Genomic DNA, 17178 nt, shown 5'->3' on the forward strand with positions numbered 1-17178 from the left:
GCGACTTAGGGTTCTATGAACAGTTCAACCGGAACCGATTTGAAAGAAGGTGTCTTGCTGCGGGGGTCAGTCGCGCGCGTGGTCAATATATTGGCTTCAGGATAATAAGCCAGAACATTGCCAGCCGGAACGTCGAACGGATAGACGGTGAGGCCCCGCATCTCTCCCGTCTCGGAACGCATCGTTACCTTTGTTTCCTTTTCAAATTGCAGTCTGTCGATATCCGACGGGTTCATCAGAACGCACCAGCGCGTCTCGGTTTGACGATAGCTGTCCTTCTCTTCGTAAATGATACTGTTGAACTGGCCCTCGCTCCTGATTGTGGCGAGCGTGAAAGGCATCGGAATCGTTGCTGCACCTGCTAAAGGCATAGACCGGACAACAAACTGCGCCTTACCGGTGGGAGTGTGGAAGACCGGTTCATGCATGATCCGGTTCTGAACATGAAATTCCCGCTTGGCGATGTGAATATCCTTGAGCTCTTCCATGCCGGGGATGGTGGCCGCTATCGCCTCTCGAATTGTATTGTGATCACTATAGGCAGCGAAGTCGATGGGACTGTCGGGAAGCAGCCGTTCGCCAAAATCCGACAATATCGTGACCTCGGGCCGGACGTTATCGTGCCGCTTTATGCCGCCATCGCTCAACCGGACAAAATTGAACATCGATTCTTGAGTGGTCGGTTCCCATTCTTCGTCTCTGGCAGTGACCGGCAAAATGAGGGTCTCTCCGCTTGCAGCTCCAGCAAGATGCCCTTTGTTCAACGTTGTTGTCAGGAATGCTTTGAACCCGATATTCGTCAAAGATCGTGCGGCAACCTTGCTGTCAGGCGTAGCCGCGAAAAGATTGCCCCCCATGATCAGAGCCGCATCGATATTCCTGGCTGCGGCTTGCTCCATCGTTGCGAGTGTATCGAGGCCCTTTTTGATCGGAAAAGTGATCCCGGATTGTTTTTCAATCTCGGCAATGATTTCTTTCGCCAAAACCGGTTTTACGCCGATCGTCCCAATGCCTTGCACATTACTATGCCCGCGCAGCGGAAGCAGCCCTGCCCCGGGCCGTCCGATCATCCCGCGCAACAGTGCTAGGTTCGAAATATATTCGATATTCTCGACGCCGTTTACATGGTGGGTCATTCCCATTCCCCAGGCAAATACCGCTGACCGGGCTTTGGAGTAGAGCCGCGCCGCCTGAACAATCTGATCCCTGGATATGCCGCAGCAGGTTTCGATTTCTGGCCAAGCTAGACTTGCCAAATCAGCCAAGAATTCATCTGCATCCTCGGTATATTGTTCAATGAAGGCTTCGTCATGTGCATTGTCCTCGACAATGGCTTTGGCAATCCCCTTGAACAGAGCCAGATCCGTTCCGATCCGTGGCTGCAGATATAGCGACGCTATCTCGTCGCCGCCTTTCAGCATGGATTTAGGGCTTTTAGGCACAGCAAATTTGACGAGGCCGGGTTCTTTGGCCGGGTTGATGATGATCACCTGCCCCCCGCGATCACGAACCGATTTTAGCAGATGGATGAAACGCGGATGATTCGAAGAGGGATTTGCACCGATAACAAAGACCAAGTCACTTTTCTTGAGATCGGCCAGTTCCACTGTGGACGTCCCCGTCCCGATCGTCGTTTCCATCGCAACCGAGGTCGCTTGATGACAATAATAGGAACAGTTGGTGACATTGTTGGTGCCATAGGCGCGGGCGAGCAGCTGGAACAGAAACCCGGCCTCGTTCGATGACCGGCCCGAACTATAAAAGAAGCTGCGATCCGGGTCCGTCTCTTTGAAACGCTTGGCCATATGAGAGATAGCGAAATCCCAGCTTACCGTCTCGAATTTATCGGAATCGGCGGCTTTGAATATTGGATTGGCTAGCCTGCCGAGATGCTCCAGTTCACGAGCAGACAGTTCCTCAAGTTCAGCAATATCATGCGCAAATATTTCTTCGGGAATAGCAGGTTGAATATCGGTTGACTGCGCCTGAACGCTTTTGTTGCATACCGAAGGAAATTCACCAATTTCGTTGGTCATCCCTCCCATTTGACCGCCCATGCCAAGACCACAGGCCTTGCATGCATTTTTGGCGTTCAATGCTTTCGCCGTTTTTGTTAGTCCGATGCGCCGAACGGTATTGAGCGTATAGAGAACCTTTTTTGGACCACCGCCGACCATCGTTTTTGTCATGTCAAATCATCCAAATTCATCGCTCCAGTATAGTCTCAACGGATTCTCAACCAGCAGCTTTTTTTGCAAGGCAGGTGACCGCGCGATCTGGGGAATGATATCGACGAGATGACCATCGTCAGGAATATCATCCTGCATATTGGGATGCGGCCAGTCCGTACCCCACAGGCAGCGGTCCGGATAGTCCGCGATTAAAGGCGAAACCGAGGTGACAAAATCCGCCCACGGATATCCGCCGGCATCGAGCCGGTCGGGGCACGTGGCCTTGAACCAGATATCCGGGCGAGATTCCAGCAGGCTTCGAAAGGCACGCATGTCCTTGCCGTCAGGCCCCTGGCTGACGTCGGGACGGCCCATATGATCGATGACAACCGGAACCGGTATTGCTGAAATAAAGCTGCGCATTTCCTCCAGAATATCGGCCTCGAAATAGATGACGACATGCCATCCATCGGGGAGGCGCGATGCCATCTCGAGAAACTTGTCCTTGGGCGCATCGTCCACAAGCCGCTTGAGAAAGTTGAACCGCACAGCGCGAATTCCACCATCGTGAAGCGCCGCGAGTTCCTCTTCCGTGATCGCCGGATCGACAACGGCTACACCGCGCGCCTTGCCATTTGACAGCCTGATTGCGTCCAAAGTCGCGCTGTTATCCGTACCGTGACAGCTTGCCTGCACAATCACATTGCGCGAAAATCCGAGATGATCGCGAAGTGCAAAAAGCTGTTCGGGCCCCGCATCGTCCGGCAGATATTTGGCTTTGGAGCTGAACGGGAATTTCGCCATCGGACCAAAGACATGGCAATGGGCATCGACAGCTCCTTCCGGCAATTGAAATTTCGGCTTTGACGGATTTGCATGCCAACTAATGATGCGATCAACCTTCTCTTCTGCGCTCATATCAAAATACCATCCCGTCCATTAATTTGCGTGCTGTGCGCAGCAGTGCCGAGGAAATGACATTTCCTTCCGCATCGGTTTCCAATACGCAGGTCAATTCTCCGGTCGGATGCTCGACGGACAATGTTTTGACCCGACCATCCGTTATATTGGCTACCTTCGCAGCAGGAGATCCCTCGATCAGGCAGGCGGTAGCAACGCTGACCGCGCCCAGAACGCCGACCGATGCATGCGCACGATGCGGAATGAAGCTGCGTACGGTCACGGACCCTCCGTTTCTCGGTGGCGCAACCAGCATCAATTTGGGAACTGTTTTCTCGCTGACATCGCCGAGGTTCATAAGCTGGCCCGCAGCCAGCCGGATCGCCTCAATTCTGGTTTTCAAATCGTTGTTGCCATCAAGGCTCTCGCGATCCTCATATCCGGTGATACCCACGTCGGCGGCCTTCATCACAACGCAAGGCATACCATTGTCTATCAACGTGCATGACACGCCTTCAATCTCGTCCTGTGCATTGCCCGTCGGGAGCAGCGCTCCACAAGTGGAACCCGCAGTGTCACGAAATTCGAGTGGAATCGGGGCATGTGTGCCGGGCACGCCGTCAATGCTGGCGTCACCTGCATATTGCACCCGGCCGCCCGCAGTCTGCACCGTGGCCACAGCGGTTTGCCCGGTATTTTCCATATAGATGACCACCCGTGTTTCTGCACCGGTCGGGATCACCAAGCCGCGCTCGAGCGCAAATGGACCGATACCCGCGAGGATGTTGCCGCAATTTTGCTGGTCAGAAACCAAAGCCTGAGCGACAGAAACCTGCAGGAACAGATAATCGACGTCCACTCCTTCACGCTGCGATCTGCGCACTACGGCGACCTTGCTCGTCAACGGATCAGCACCGCCCATCCCGTCGATTTGACGAAGATCGGGTGATCCCATGATATGAAGCAGAAATGCGTCGCGCTTTGCTGTGTCCGCGGACAGGTCATCTGCAAGAAAATAGCCGCCTTTGGACGTCCCTCCGCGCATCCACATGCAGCGAACGCCAGACTGCGCGTCAAACATATTTGAGGCCTTCCTTTTCCAGCCTTTCGCGCATCTTGTACATGTCGAGACCCAGCTCTCCGCTGGCTAGCCTCTGACGCTTTGCTTCCTCGTTGGCTTCCCGTTCCTGCGCCTTTTCCAGCACATCTGCAGCATCTTGACGCGGCACAACACAGACCCCGTCATCATCCGCGACGATGACATCACCCGGATTTACGACTGCTCCCGCGCAAACAATCGGGACATTCACCGAACCAAGCGTGTTTTTCACGGTCCCTTGCGCGAACACAGCTTTGGACCATACCGGGAAATCCATTTCGGTCAGGTCGCGGATGTCGCGGACGCCGGCATTGATGATCAAGCCGCGACAGCCTCGTGCCTGCGCTGACGTCGCCAGCAAGTCTCCGAAGTAACCGTCCTCGCACGGGCTGGTTGGCTCCAGAACCAATATATCGCCATCTCGCAATTGTTCGATGGCCACATGTATCATCCAGTTATCGCCCGGTGCGGCCGATATGGTCACCGCCGTTCCGGCTACTCTTGCGCCGGTATAGATGGGTCTCATATTGCTGGCCATCAACCCGGTCCGGCCCTGTGCTTCATGGACTGTCGCGACACCACATTTTGCCAGACCGTCGACGAGAGCGAGGTCAGCACGCTCGATATTTTGAACTACGATATTGGCCATGCCGGACTCCTTGATTTGTCTGAAGGTTACAAAGGTTGCGCGCAAACAAGCAAGTCGGAACTATGCAACGCCTATAAGAATATGCTAATCCTTATTGAAATGAATATTTCAGATTTCAACCTTCGCCACCTGCGTGCCGCCGTAGCCATTGGCCGTTTGGGCAGCATCTCTGCGGCGGCGCAAGCCATCCATATCAGTCAGCCTGCCATCACGCAGGGATTATCGAAACTGGAAGCAATGCTCGGCCAGTTGTTGTTCGAGCGGAGAACCGAAGGCATGGTTGCAACCGAAGCCGGCCATCTGCTTTTCCCCAGGGTCGAAACCGCGCTCGCGCATATCATTTCCCCGCGGGTGACGATGACCCAGCTCCGCGCGCTGATCGCCCTCGCGGATGCAGGCGGCTATGCGGCGGCTTCGAACGAGACCGGCCTGGCTCAGCCATCGCTGCACCGGGCGGTTGGCGATCTTTCCGTCGTTCTGAAGCGCAAACTGGTCGAGCGGCGCGGCAAAGGTGTCGCGCTCACCGATCAAGGCAGGCGGACAGCGCGGCGTTTTCGCCTCGCCCGGGCCGAACTCGAAGCTGGGCTGAGCGAGCTTGCCGCCTTGCTGGGTCGCGAGACCGGCCGGATCACCATCGGAGCGATGCCGCTGTCGCGCGCGCGCATATTACCGGCAGCGGTCGCTGCCTTTCACCGCGAACATCCCGATGTCGCGATCAACATCATCGAGGGTGCATTTCACGAATTGATCGAGCCGTTGCGCGATGGTGACATCGACTTGATGATCGGTGCGATGCGGGCCCCCTCGCCCGGACCGGATGTTGCCCAACAACCTTTGTTCGACGATCATCCGGCGGTCATTGGCCGCAAAGGCCATCCGGCGCTGTCCGACGAACCGTCGCTCGAAAAGCTTGCGCAATATTCCTGGATCATTCCCGCTGCCGGAACGCCGCTGCGCGATGGATGGGCCCGCATGTTCGACAAATTATCGATACCGCTGCCGCAGGTTCCGATAGACTGCGGCTCGGTGATCACCATCCGTCAGATCCTGATCGAAAGCGATTTTCTGACACTATTGTCCCCCGATCAGGTCGCCGTCGAACTGGAAGCCGGGTGGCTCGTCAAAATCGCCAGTATTCCGGAAGGATATACCCGCAATATTGGCGTTACAACGCGCACAGAATGGCGACCAACCGCGATGCAGGAAAAGTTTCTGACGATCTTGAAAGCGATATCAAAAGCCATCTGAGTTAACAAAAACTTATAGCCAAAACAACCTTCCGATTAGCTTGTCCTCCGGAAATGCCTAGACTTGCGGCCATGACAAACCCTGTGGCCTTGATTGGATATGGCGAAGCTGGCCGGACTTTTGCGCGGGCAGCAGGCTGGCAGTCGCTGGCGCGGGTATATGATCTGAAGCCGCTCGAGGCGCTTCTCGCCAAAGATGGTGTGACAGCCTGCGCTTCGATCGAGGCTGCCCTGGACGAGAGCGCGCAAGCCATCTGTGTCGTCACAGCGGATCAGGCTCTGATTGCGGCGCAAAATGCCGCCCCCTATCTGGCCGCCGGAAGCTTATATTTTGACATGAATTCTGTCGCGCCCCAGACAAAACGCGACGCGGCTGATGTGATTGAGAGCGCAGGCGGCCGTTATGTCGACGTTGCGATCATGTCACCGGTTGATCCAGCGCGGCTAGCGGTTCCTTTACTCGTGTCCGGCCCTTATTCGGAAGACGGCAAAGCAGCGCTGGTCGCTCTGGGTTTCACCAATGTTCGTATCGTTGGTGATGATATCGGGCGGGCATCGACCATCAAGATGCTGCGCTCGGTGATGTACAAAGGCGTGGAGGCTTTGACCGCAGAATGCCTGATCGCTTGCGAAAAGGCCGGTGTTACCGACGAGGTGCTGGCGAGCTTCGGCAATGACTGGTCGGAACAGGCGGACTATCGGCTCGACCGGATGCTGGCCCATGGCCTGCGGCGCTCCGCCGAGATGTATGAATCCTCGCAGACATTGCTCGCGCTTGGAGTGTCGCCAATGCTGACCGAGGGGACGGTGGGCTGGCAACAGTCGATCGGAGAGTTGGAAATCTCTCCCGTGCCAAAAGGTCTGAAAGCCAAATTAGCTGCAATTATGGGAAAAATGCCATGATCATCGATTGCCACGGCCATTACACCGTCTTGCCAAAGGCCCATGACGAGTGGCGGGAATTACAGAAGGCGGCATTTGCTGCCGGGAAAGTAGCACCGCCCTACCCCGAAATTTCCGACGATGAAATCCGTGAGACAATCGAAGCCAATCAGTTGCGCCTGCTGAAAGAACGTGGCGCCGACATGACCATCTTCAGCCCGCGCGCATCGGCCATGGCTCCGCATGTCGGTGACCAGAGCGTTGCGGTACAATGGGCCGAAGTTTGCAACAATCTGATCGCGCGAGTGGCCGGCCTTTATCCCGAGACATTCGCACCGGTCTGCATGCTGCCGCAGTCGCCGGAAGCGGATATGACATCCTCGATCGCCGAGCTTCAGCGTTGCGCTGATATGGGTTTCATCGGCTGCAACCTCAACCCCGATCCGGGCGGTGGGAAATTCGAACACCCGCCGCTTACCGACAAATTCTGGTACCCATTTTACGAGAAAATGGTCGAACTGGATATGCCGGCCATGATCCATGTATCGGGCAGCTGCAATCCGGCGATGCACGCAACCGGTGCCTATTATATCGCGGCCGATACCATCGCCTTCATGCAGCTGATCCAGGGCGATCTGTTCAGGGAATTCCCGACATTGCGCCTGATCATTCCGCATGGCGGCGGCGCTGTTCCTTATCATTGGGGCCGGTATCGCGGACTGGCCGATATGCTAAAACAGCCGGATCTCTCGACGCATCTGATGAACAATGTCTTCTTCGACACCTGCGTTTATCATCAGCCCGGCATCAATCTTCTGGCCGATGTGATCGACAACAAGAATATCCTGTTCGGCAGCGAAATGGTCGGTGCTGTGCGCGGCATCGATCCGCAAACCGGCCATTATTTCGACGACACCAAACGCTATGTCGATGCGCTCGATATATCCGATGCAGAACGCCATGCCATATTTGAAGGCAATGCCCGTCGTGTCTTCCCGCGGCTGGATGCGCAGTTGAAGGAGCGAGGGCTATGACCACCTGGATAAAAAACGCCTGGTATGTCGCCGGATGGGATTATGAAGTAGGCCCGCAACCGCTGGCGCGGACGATATTGGGCGTGCCGGTCGTGCTCTGGCGCAAACTCGATAGCGAAGTGGTGGCCATGCGCGACGCATGCCCGCACCGCATGCTGCCTTTGTCCATGGGTATCAAGGAAGGCGATTCCATTCGCTGCACCTATCACGGCTTGAAAATCGGACCCGATGGAATTGCCGAAGAGATGCCATTGAAATCCGATCCGGTGAACAAACGGATTTGCACGCAAACGTTCCAGATACACGAACAGCACCGGTTCGTGTGGATATGGATGGGCGAGGATAAAGGCGATCCAGCCGATATCCCCGATCTATGGCCCTGTTCAGCAGATGGCTGGAGCTTCGATGGCGGTTATAATTCCATCCAGTGCGACTACCGGTTGCTCATCGATAACCTGATGGACCTTACCCATGAAACTTATGTCCATGGGGGTTCAATCGGGCAGCAGGAATTGATGGAAACGCCGCTGAATACTCGCAAAACGGAAGATCGCGTGTTTGTCGAACGCTGGATACCGGATATTGATCCACCTCCTTTCTGGAAGGGTGCTCTGGGCAAAGAGGGTCAGGTCGACCGCTGGCAAATCTGCGAATTTATCGCACCGGCAGCGGTGATGATCGACGTCGGAGTGGCCCCGGTCGAGGCAGGCGCGACACTGGAAAAACATGATCAGGGCGTTCGCGGCTTTGTCGTCGATTTCATGACCCCGCAAGACGAGGAAAATTGTCATTATTTCTGGGGCATGGCGCGCGATTTCCGCGTTGACGACCCCGGTTTTGGGGCACGTTTCCGGCAGCAGCAAAATGGCGTTTTCGATGAGGATATTGTCATATTGGAGGCCCAGCAAAAATCGCTGGCGGCCAATCCTCATCTATCAATGCAGTCCTATAATATCGATCAGGGCGGCGTGCGCGCGCGTCAGATGATCAGCAAAATCATAAAGTCGGAGAGCGGGCAATGAGCATTCAGGATATTCACGAATATCTCGCCGAATTCGAGGACATCCCCGGCACGCGGGTCTTCACGGCGACGCGCGCACGGCGGGGTTATCATCTCAACCAGTTCGCGATGAGCCTGATGAAGGCAGAAAATCGCGATCGCTGGAAAGCCGATGAAGCGGCCTATCTGTCGGAATGGCCGATCACGGATGATCAGCGTCAGGCGGTACTCGATCGCGATTATAACCGGATGCTGGAGCTGGGTGGCAATATCTATTTTCTCAGCAAGATATTCTCAACCGACGGTATCAGCTTTGCCGAAGCGGTCTCGACGATGACCGACATGAGCTTTCCCGAATATCGCGATATGATGATGAATGGCGGTCGCTCGCCCGAAGGCAATAGATCAATCCGGGAGGGCAATTGACATGGCACGGATAACCGCAGGCGTCGCTTCCAGCCACGTTCCACTGCTCGGGGTGGCCGTCGATCAGGGCAAGACCCAGGACGACTATTTCGGACCGATTTTCAAAGGCTATGAGTGGACGAAAAAATGGGAGGAAGAGCAAAAGCCCGATGTAATCGTGCTGGTCTATAATGACCATGCTTCTGCCTTTGACGCGAACATCATCCCCACTTTTGCGATTGGTTGCGGCGAAACATACAAACCCGCCGACGAAGGCTGGGGACCGCGCCCTGTGCCTGATGTCGAGGGCCATGCGGACCTTGGCTGGCATATCGCGCAGAGCCTTATCCTCGACGATTTCGACATGACCATCATCAACGAAATGGACGTCGACCACGGGTTGACGGTACCGCTTTCGATGATGTTCGGTCAGCCCGACAAATGGCCGGTCAAGGTTGTGCCTGTGGCGGTAAATGTCGTGACCTATCCGGTCGCATCGGGCAATCGCTGCTGGGCATTGGGCGAGGCCATTGCACGCGCGGTGGAGAGTTTCCCCGAAGATCTGAATGTGCAAATCTGGGGCACGGGCGGGATGAGCCATCAGCTCCAGGGGCCGCGTGCCGGCTTGCTGAACCGCGAGTGGGATAATAAATTTCTCGATATGATGATCGGTGAGACCGATGCCGCCCGTCATATTCCGCATATCGAATATCTGCGCGAAACGGGTAGCGAGGGCATTGAAATGATCATGTGGTTGATCATGCGCGGCGCGCTCGGCAAAAAGACAAAATGCCTGCACCGCCATTATCATATCCCGTGCAGCAACACCGCAATAGGGCACCTCGTGCTCGAACCAGACAATTAAATTCCAGGAGAAACTCCCATGAAAATCGCACTCGCAGGCGGCGGCGCCTTTGGTGAAAAACATCTTGATGGCCTGAAGAATATCGACGGCGTCGAAGTGACCGCGCTGGTCGGACGGACACTCGAGCCTACTAGAGCGATGGCCGACAAATATGGCGTCGGTTTTGCCACCACCGACTATGACGAGATGCTCGCGCGCGACGATGTCGATGCGGTCATATTGGCAACGCCAACGCAGATGCACGCGGCCCAGTCGATCGCCGCGATGGACGCCGGCAAGCATGTCGAAGTGGAAATTCCTTTGGCTGACAGTTGGGCCGATTGCGAAGCGGTGATGGCCAAGCAAAAGGAAACCGGGCTTGTCTGCATGGTCGGGCACACCCGCCGGTTCAATCCGTCGCACCAATATGTGCACAACCGGATCAAGGCTGGCGACTATAATATCCAGCAAATGGATGTGCAGACCTATTTCTTCCGCCGCAAGAATATCAACGCCAAGGGGCAGGCACGAAGCTGGACCGACCATCTGCTCTGGCATCATGCCGCGCATACCGTCGATCTCTTTGCCTATCAGGCCGGGCCAATCATTCAGGCCAATGCGATTCAGGGGCCGATCCACCCGGAACTGGGCATCGCAATGGATATGTCGATACAGTTGAAAGCGCAGAGCGGCGCGATCTGCACGCTTTCCCTCTCGTTCAACAACGACGGTCCGCTGGGCACATTCTTCCGCTACATCGGCGACAACGAGACCTATATCGCGCGCTATGATGATCTGGTGAACGGCAAGGAAGAAGTGATCGACGTGAGCAAGGTCGATGTTTCGATGAACGGCATCGAGCTTCAGGACCGCGAATTCATTACCGCGATCCGCGAAGGCCGTGAACCGAACAGCAGCGTCGCCCAGGTGCTTCCTTGCTACAAGGTGCTGCATGATCTTGAAGGCCAGCTGGGTTAGATCGGATGAGCATTGGTCAGCGCCAGATTGGGCCGTTCAGGCTCTCGGCGATCGTGCTGGGATGCATGAACCTCAACCACGCCTATGGCGTTGCGCCGCCGGAAGAAGAGGCCGGAAGATTGTTGAACCACGCTCTCGATCTGGGCGTCAATATGCTCGATACTGCTGCGCTTTATGGCTTCGGCAAGAACGAGCCCTTGCTGGCAAAATATGTCGGGCACCGGCGCGACGAATTTACCCTGGCGAGCAAGTGCGTGCTCGATGTTTATGATGGCGAGCGCGGTCTGAACGGGCATCCCGACGCAATCGCGGGAACGCTGGACCGCGCCTTGAAGCGGCTGGATACCGATCATATCGATCTCTATTATCTGCACCGTCTGGACAAGAATGTTCCGGTGGAAGAGTCGGTCGGCGCGCTGGTCCGGGCGAAAGAAGCGGGCAAGATCAGCCATATAGGGCTTTCCGAAATGTCGGCTGCGACCATCCGGCGGGCGCATGCCGTTCATCCGATTGCCATGGTGCAGAGCGAATATAGCCCGTGCGTGCGCAATCCGGAGATCGCGGTTCTGGATCTATGTGCAGAGCTCGACATCGGCTTTCTCGCTTTCTCGCCTACAGTTCGCGGTTTTCTGGCCGATGCGGTTCATGATGACAGCTATGAAAAGGGCGACATCCGTTCGTTCATGCCGCGCTTTATCGAGCCCGATCTCAGTCACAATCTGAAAGCAGCAGCACGGTTCAACGCGCTGGCTGCTGATCTGGGCCTGCCACCTGCGCAACTCGCGATTGCCTGGGTATTGGCGCGGCGGCCATTCATTGGCGCCTTGCCGGGCACGCGCTCGATTGCGCATCTGGAAGAGAATATCGGCGCTGCCTCGGTCACGCTGAGCGCAGAAACGATCGCGGCGGTCGAGGAGATGTTCTCCGGAGATGCGATCAGTGGTCCGCGCTATTCGGCTGCGATGCAGGAGCATATCGACACGGAAATATTCGCCGGTGAAGAACTGGCATGAGCGTCAGGACGCAGGTCGCGATCATTGGCGCGGGCCCGGCGGGCCTGCTGCTCGGGCATCTGTTGCGCGCGGAAGGAATAGATTGCGTCATCGTCGAGCGCCAGTCGCCCGACTATATCCTCGGCCGGATCCGCGCCGGGGTATTGGAGCAGATCACTACCGACTTGCTACACCGGCTCGGGCTCGATGCGCGGCTCAACAAGGAAGGCCTGCTCGAGGAAGGCTTTTGCCTTGCGGACGGTGAACGACTGATCCGGATCAACACGTTTGAACTGACCGGCAAGCATGTCACGGTCTACGGCCAGACCGAAGTCACCCGCGACCTGATGGAGGCGGCCGAGGGGCGTGGGCTGCAGATTATCTATGAAGCCTCGGATGTCGGGCTGCATGATATCGAGAGCGATGCGCCTTATCTGACTTATAGCAAGGATGGCGCGGAACATCGGATCGATGCGCGCTTCATTGCTGGTTGTGACGGATATTACGGCCCTTCGCGGCAAGCCATTCCGGCCAGCGCCTCGCGCGAGTTCGAGCGGGTCTATCCTTTCGGATGGCTGGGCATATTGGCCGATGTGCCGCCTTGTCACGACGAGCTGATATACGCCAATCACGAGAATGGATTTGCCCTTGCCTCGATGCGGTCGAAGACCCGCAGCCGTTATTATATTGATGTACCGCTGACCGAAAAGCTGGAGGACTGGCCCGATGACCGGCTGTGGGACGAGCTCGCCGTTCGGCTCGGTCCGGATGCCGCTGCCAATATCACCCGCGGGCCTGCGCTGGAAAAAAGCATCGCGCCCTTACGCTCTTATGTGTTCGAGCCGATGCGGCACGGTTCGCTATTTCTGGCAGGTGACGCGGCCCATATCGTGCCACCCACGGGCGCCAAGGGGCTGAACCTGGCAGCCTCCGATGTGCATTATCTATCCGAGGCCTTCACAGGCTATTTCAATCGGAACGATAATGACGGCATCGGCGGCTATGCGAAAAAGGCACTGTCCCGGGTCTGGAAATCAGAACGGTTCAGCTGGTCGCTGACCAAGCTGATGCACCGTTTTCCCGATGACGGCCCCTTCGAACGGGCGATGCAGGTGGCTGAACTCGAATATATCGCGGAAAGCGAAGCGGCGCAGAAATCGATCGCTGAAAATTATGTCGGCCTGCCTGTCTGAAGCCCGCTCAGGCCTGGACGACTTTCTGATCGATCACGCCAAATGGTGAGGAGCCGTCAACCCCGCGCCCTTCCATCCGGACGCTATCGCCAAATGCCATGAACGATGTGGTTGCCGGCGCCTTGTCCCGGATCATCTCGATCGCCCGTACTTCCGAAATGCAGCTGGATCCGACCTCGGCATAATTGGGGTTGGAGACCGTGCCCGACCCGATGATCGTTCCGGGAACCAGATCACGGGTCAAGGCAGCATGGGCGACGAGTTCGTGAAAGCCGAAGTCCATAACCGCACCGTTCGCGGATCCGAATTTCTTGCCATTCAAATCAATTTCCAGATCGAGGCAAACCCGTCCGTTTTTCCATCCTTCACCCAGTTCATCCGGAGTGACGGCAAAGGGCGCCATTGAACAGGCAGGTTTCGCCTGAACCCAGCCAAATCCGGTTTTCATTTCCACCGGAGCAATGGCTCGCAATGACCAGTCGTTGATCTGGACGATCAGCTTGATGTGCTGCATAGCATCATCGGCAGACGTGCCCATCGGGACATGATCGACAATCACGCCGAACTCGCCCTCGAAATCGATGCCATGTTCCATGCTGGGCAAAGGCACATCTTCGGTCGGGCCGAAGAAGCGGTCCGACACGCCCTGGTACATGAGCGGCCGGTCGGTATCGATCGGATCGAGGCCGAAGGCGACCTGCATAAGTTCGCCATGAGTCGAGAAAGCCGAACCGTCGAGCCACTGCCAGCTGCGCGGCATGGGAGCCGCAAGTTGCGAAGCATCCAATGGATCGCCGCCGCCTTGGGCAAGCTGATCGGCCGCATCCTGCAATTTTGCGTTCAGGTCTCCCCAATGCTCGCTCGCCGCGATCAGACTGGAAACCTGACCTTCGATCTTTACATAGCGTTGATGGTCAAGCGAAACCGCTATCAATTGTCCATCCGGATTTGCAGTCTTCAATGTTGCTAATATCATGTCATCGTCTTTCGGTTGGATTTGAATATTTGTCGAGATCAGGCGAAGGCGAACACATTGTCCACCAGACCGTCGAGATTTATGTCGCTGGCAAAACCCAGACTGGCGGCATTCGGGGTTGTCAGAGGCGGATGGGATGCGAACAGCCGCTGGATCGCGTCATCCTGTTGAAAACTGATCTTGCTGCTATCACCATGGCGGCCCGCCGAGGTAACCAGTTCTCCCATAGAAACGCGCACGGCCGGCAGCATTATCGGATCTGCATCGGTAAAATCAGACACTAGCGCATGGACCAAACACTTGGCACAGACAGAAGCCGACATCAGCCAACTGGTGGCGTCCCGGGAAACCGGCAACGTGTAGGCATCGCCGCCACGCACCGCGTGGAAAATATCGCTCAGAAATGCGGACCCGAAACCTTCTGCAGAACCTGGTCTGGCAACGATCCCGGGCAGCCGCAGAGCGACCCCCGATGCCACCTGGCGCCGGGCTGCATCTGCAAACGCCAGTTCCACCATGCGCTTATGGGTGCCATAAACCGATGTGGGATGAGGGGCGGTATCGTCATCGACCACAGGCGGAAACTGGTCACCGAAAACCGCAATGGAACTGGCGTAGACCAAGCGTCGTCCGTCCAGACGATCAAGTAGATTGAGCGACAGATCGAGATTGATCTCCCGTGATCGCGCCGGATGGGCTTGCGCCGCTCCACCCGGAAGCGCAGCAAGATGTAGCACCCGATCTACTCCATCCAATGCGCGATCCAAAGCGTCCGGATCAAGCAGATCGATCTCGAGACATTCAAATTCGGGGTGATCAGAAATTTCCCGGTCAATCAGTCGAACCTCTCCGGAAAATTGCATGTCGCTCAAATGGCTGGCGACCGTGCGGCCGACGAAACCCCCTGCCCCGGTGATCGCCAGCCGCATTTCAGCCCTGCAGTTCTTCGGAAAATTTCCCGTCGATCAGGATGAAGGCGATCCTGCAATTCTTGTCGGTGCGGTTGGACCAGCCATGATTGGTGCCGCGCTGCACGATGATATCGCCGGCGCCGACGGTGGTTTCGCCTTCGTCCATGATCAATACAAGCTCGCCTTCCAGAACGATCCCGTAATCGACCGTCTCGGTGCGGTGCATATGGGCATGACGCGAACCTTCGCCTTCGAAGGATGATGCGTCCGCTGCACCGATTTCGGCGAAATGGGCCTTTGCCTGTTCCGGTGTCATATCTGCAAAACTGTCATCGTCGGGCGGGATGTCGAGAACGCGGATTCTCGTTCCGTTCGCGGGCGGCGCCAAGATGATCCCTTCTTCCGGTGGTTCGCCCGAACTTGGGTCAATCGGAGCCGGTGTCGCGCGGGTGTTCCAGACCTCGTAAAACATCGGGCCAGTGTCTCCACCGATCCGCTGGATCCGTGGCACGACCCCATCTTCCTGAATGATGGCCTGCCCCTTGGCATTGTGGCCGGTAACGACGCGACGGATTGGTTTCTGGTTCATCATCCTATTTCCTGTTTAGTTCGGCCGATGGTTGTTCGATACCATTGGCATATCGATGGATCACTTCTTGATATTAGGCGGCACGAAAGCAAGACCTCGGGCAGCAAGCTCCTCCTGAGCTCTAGCTTCACGCAGAAGGGCTGCCTTTGCCGAGGGTCGCTCGTTGGCCCGATCATAATGGCTAGCGATAGTTGGAAAAATCGCCGGCTCGAAACCCGCGCCGGTAATGCGAAACCATATCCACGCGAGATAAGCATCGAGGATCGACCAGCGATCACCCATCATCCAGTCTTGCGTGGCCAGTTGGGCCGCAATCGGAGCCAGTTGCAACTTCAGCACTTCCTCGGCTTTCATCCGCACGTGCGGAGACGCTGCCGGATCGGACAATATCATCCCGGGGATGACGAAGCGGGTAACCAGTGGATGCAGATCGCTCGACAAACGGAATAGTGCCGATACGACAGACGCATCTGCATGAGGGTCTCCGGATAGAGGCAGCAGGCCTGCGTCAGGATATGTCTGTGCCAGATAGAGCAAGATTGCGCCATTTTGCGTCAGGACCCCCGTCTCTGTTTTCAGAGCGGGGACCTTGCCTGAAGGATTGATCGCCAGATATTCTTCCGACCGGTGTTCACCAGCCATGAACGCGACCAACCTGGTTTCGAAAGGTTGCCCGATCTCCTCCAGCGCCGTCAGCGTAACTCGTGCGCAGGTGGAGGGTGCAAAATATAGTTTGGCTATGGTTCTCGTCATGGGGACTCCATTGCAACCGGCAACGATCCTAGAGCATGGAGCGTGTTGTTCAACCGTCGCCGCGCTTCCCCGGTCATGCGGATGGCGGACACCTGCTTAGCTAGTGCTTCACCTATAAGTTCGCCTTCCAGCCTTGCGACCATCTGTCCCAGACATTGGTGAATGCCGAAGCCGAAACCGACATGGCCGCTGACATTGCGGTCGATCCGGAATTGATCAGCGTCCTCCCATTTGCGCGGATCGCGATTGGCCGAAGCCAGGAACAGCAGGACCTTCGATCCTTCAGGAATGTTTGACCCGGCAACTTCCGTATCTTTTGCTGTTGTCCTGAAAAACGTCTGCACGGTGGAATCCCAGCGCAAGCTCTCCTCGAACGCGCGAGACGCGAGTTTGTGATTCTTACGAAGCTTTTTGAATTCCTCAGGATGGCTAGCCAAAGCCAAAACCATATGGCCAATGCCGTTGACGGTCGTATCAACTCCTGCGGATAGAAACGAGCGCACCATCTTGCCTGCTTCCTCTGGCGTACATTCGCCGCGGTCAGCCGCTTCGTAC

18 protein-coding genes are annotated in these 17178 nt (G+C 56.4%); 9 read left to right on the plus strand and 9 right to left on the minus strand.

All coding sequences use genetic code 11. The features are described 5' to 3' along the window. Positions 1-5: 5 nt before the first annotated feature. From V7680_RS02180 to ligK, 4 genes are read right to left on the minus strand one after another with little or no spacing between them, the layout of a single operon-like run. Positions 6-2189 (minus strand): FdhF/YdeP family oxidoreductase, encoded by a 2184-nt coding sequence (locus V7680_RS02180; RefSeq protein ID WP_335651644.1) that lies wholly within the window; start codon positions 2187-2189, stop codon positions 6-8. Between the two features lie 6 nt (positions 2190-2195). Next, positions 2196-3089 (minus strand): amidohydrolase family protein, encoded by an 894-nt coding sequence (locus V7680_RS02185; protein WP_335651645.1) that lies wholly within the window; start codon positions 3087-3089, stop codon positions 2196-2198. A 1-nt stretch (position 3090) separates the two neighbouring features. Next, on the minus strand, positions 3091-4152 hold the full coding sequence (locus V7680_RS02190; RefSeq protein WP_335651646.1) for a 4-oxalomesaconate tautomerase: 1062 nt from the start codon (positions 4150-4152) through the stop codon (positions 3091-3093). Next, positions 4145-4819 (minus strand): 4-carboxy-4-hydroxy-2-oxoadipate aldolase/oxaloacetate decarboxylase, encoded by a 675-nt coding sequence (ligK, locus tag V7680_RS02195; RefSeq protein ID WP_335651647.1) that lies wholly within the window; start codon positions 4817-4819, stop codon positions 4145-4147. The genes V7680_RS02190 and ligK overlap by 8 nt, the downstream gene beginning before the upstream one ends. A gap of 99 nt (positions 4820-4918) precedes the next feature. Between ligK and V7680_RS02200 the strand changes: the two genes are divergently transcribed. The 9 genes from V7680_RS02200 (at position 4919) to pobA (ending at position 13394) form a co-directional block, all read left to right on the plus strand. Beyond that, positions 4919-6067, plus strand: a complete 1149-nt coding sequence (locus V7680_RS02200; protein ID WP_335651648.1) for a LysR substrate-binding domain-containing protein — start codon at positions 4919-4921, stop codon at positions 6065-6067. Positions 6068-6138: 71 nt separating this feature from the next. Next, positions 6139-6969, plus strand: coding sequence for an NAD(P)-dependent oxidoreductase (locus V7680_RS02205; RefSeq protein ID WP_335651649.1), 831 nt, complete (start codon positions 6139-6141; stop codon positions 6967-6969). Next, positions 6966-7982, plus strand: a complete 1017-nt coding sequence (locus tag V7680_RS02210; protein WP_335651650.1) for an amidohydrolase family protein — start codon at positions 6966-6968, stop codon at positions 7980-7982. Before V7680_RS02205 ends, V7680_RS02210 begins: the two co-directional genes overlap by 4 nt. Beyond that, on the plus strand, positions 7979-9004 hold the full coding sequence (locus V7680_RS02215) for an aromatic ring-hydroxylating dioxygenase subunit alpha (protein WP_335651651.1): 1026 nt from the start codon (positions 7979-7981) through the stop codon (positions 9002-9004). The genes V7680_RS02210 and V7680_RS02215 overlap by 4 nt, the downstream gene beginning before the upstream one ends. Then, positions 9001-9408, plus strand: coding sequence for a protocatechuate 4,5-dioxygenase subunit alpha (gene ligA, locus V7680_RS02220; protein WP_335651652.1), 408 nt, complete (start codon positions 9001-9003; stop codon positions 9406-9408). Before V7680_RS02215 ends, ligA begins: the two co-directional genes overlap by 4 nt. A gap of 1 nt (position 9409) precedes the next feature. Then, complete coding sequence (locus tag V7680_RS02225; protein ID WP_335651653.1) at positions 9410-10252, plus strand: class III extradiol dioxygenase subunit beta; 843 nt, start codon at positions 9410-9412, stop codon at positions 10250-10252. An 18-nt stretch (positions 10253-10270) separates the two neighbouring features. Next, entirely contained in the window at positions 10271-11209 is a 939-nt protein-coding gene (locus tag V7680_RS02230; protein ID WP_335651654.1) for a Gfo/Idh/MocA family oxidoreductase, read from the plus strand. 5 nt (positions 11210-11214) lie between these two features. Further along, entirely contained in the window at positions 11215-12222 is a 1008-nt protein-coding gene (locus V7680_RS02235) for an aldo/keto reductase (protein WP_335651655.1), read from the plus strand. Beyond that, on the plus strand, positions 12219-13394 hold the full coding sequence (pobA, locus tag V7680_RS02240; protein ID WP_335651656.1) for a 4-hydroxybenzoate 3-monooxygenase: 1176 nt from the start codon (positions 12219-12221) through the stop codon (positions 13392-13394). The genes V7680_RS02235 and pobA overlap by 4 nt, the downstream gene beginning before the upstream one ends. Positions 13395-13401: 7 nt before the next feature. On the opposite strand, the gene V7680_RS02245 is transcribed toward pobA, so the two are convergent. From V7680_RS02245 to V7680_RS02265, 5 genes are all read right to left on the minus strand, one after another. Further along, on the minus strand, positions 13402-14370 hold the full coding sequence (locus tag V7680_RS02245; RefSeq protein WP_335651657.1) for a fumarylacetoacetate hydrolase family protein: 969 nt from the start codon (positions 14368-14370) through the stop codon (positions 13402-13404). 38 nt (positions 14371-14408) lie between these two features. Continuing rightward, positions 14409-15299, minus strand: a complete 891-nt coding sequence (locus V7680_RS02250; RefSeq protein WP_335651658.1) for an NAD-dependent epimerase/dehydratase family protein — start codon at positions 15297-15299, stop codon at positions 14409-14411. Position 15300: 1 nt separating this feature from the next. Beyond that, complete coding sequence (locus tag V7680_RS02255) at positions 15301-15873, minus strand: cupin domain-containing protein (RefSeq protein ID WP_335651659.1); 573 nt, start codon at positions 15871-15873, stop codon at positions 15301-15303. Between the two features lie 57 nt (positions 15874-15930). Then, the gene (locus V7680_RS02260; RefSeq protein WP_335651660.1) at positions 15931-16623 is read right to left on the minus strand and encodes a glutathione S-transferase family protein; all 693 of its coding nucleotides are present in this window, start codon (positions 16621-16623) and stop codon (positions 15931-15933) included. After that, on the minus strand, positions 16620-17178 hold a 559-nt coding region (locus V7680_RS02265), incomplete at its 5' end, for a cytochrome P450 (protein ID WP_335651661.1). The genes V7680_RS02265 and V7680_RS02260, both read right to left, overlap by 4 nt.

The organism is Parasphingorhabdus sp. (assembly GCF_036963705.1).
GTDB lineage: Bacteria > Pseudomonadota > Alphaproteobacteria > Sphingomonadales > Sphingomonadaceae > Parasphingorhabdus.

Coding starts and splice junctions, on each gene's coding strand:
- V7680_RS02180 (WP_335651644.1), bottom strand. CDS start 2,189: ATGACAAAAACGATGGTCGGCGGTGGTCCAAAAAAGGTTCTCTATACG.
- V7680_RS02185 (WP_335651645.1), bottom strand. CDS start 3,089: ATGAGCGCAGAAGAGAAGGTTGATCGCATCATTAGTTGGCATGCAAAT.
- V7680_RS02190 (WP_335651646.1), bottom strand. CDS start 4,152: ATGTTTGACGCGCAGTCTGGCGTTCGCTGCATGTGGATGCGCGGAGGG.
- ligK (WP_335651647.1), bottom strand. CDS start 4,819: ATGGCCAATATCGTAGTTCAAAATATCGAGCGTGCTGACCTCGCTCTC.
- V7680_RS02200 (WP_335651648.1), top strand. CDS start 4,919: ATGAATATTTCAGATTTCAACCTTCGCCACCTGCGTGCCGCCGTAGCC.
- V7680_RS02205 (WP_335651649.1), top strand. CDS start 6,139: ATGACAAACCCTGTGGCCTTGATTGGATATGGCGAAGCTGGCCGGACT.
- V7680_RS02210 (WP_335651650.1), top strand. CDS start 6,966: ATGATCATCGATTGCCACGGCCATTACACCGTCTTGCCAAAGGCCCAT.
- V7680_RS02215 (WP_335651651.1), top strand. CDS start 7,979: ATGACCACCTGGATAAAAAACGCCTGGTATGTCGCCGGATGGGATTAT.
- ligA (WP_335651652.1), top strand. CDS start 9,001: ATGAGCATTCAGGATATTCACGAATATCTCGCCGAATTCGAGGACATC.
- V7680_RS02225 (WP_335651653.1), top strand. CDS start 9,410: ATGGCACGGATAACCGCAGGCGTCGCTTCCAGCCACGTTCCACTGCTC.
- V7680_RS02230 (WP_335651654.1), top strand. CDS start 10,271: ATGAAAATCGCACTCGCAGGCGGCGGCGCCTTTGGTGAAAAACATCTT.
- V7680_RS02235 (WP_335651655.1), top strand. CDS start 11,215: ATGAGCATTGGTCAGCGCCAGATTGGGCCGTTCAGGCTCTCGGCGATC.
- pobA (WP_335651656.1), top strand. CDS start 12,219: ATGAGCGTCAGGACGCAGGTCGCGATCATTGGCGCGGGCCCGGCGGGC.
- V7680_RS02245 (WP_335651657.1), bottom strand. CDS start 14,370: ATGATATTAGCAACATTGAAGACTGCAAATCCGGATGGACAATTGATA.
- V7680_RS02250 (WP_335651658.1), bottom strand. CDS start 15,299: ATGCGGCTGGCGATCACCGGGGCAGGGGGTTTCGTCGGCCGCACGGTC.
- V7680_RS02255 (WP_335651659.1), bottom strand. CDS start 15,873: ATGATGAACCAGAAACCAATCCGTCGCGTCGTTACCGGCCACAATGCC.
- V7680_RS02260 (WP_335651660.1), bottom strand. CDS start 16,623: ATGACGAGAACCATAGCCAAACTATATTTTGCACCCTCCACCTGCGCA.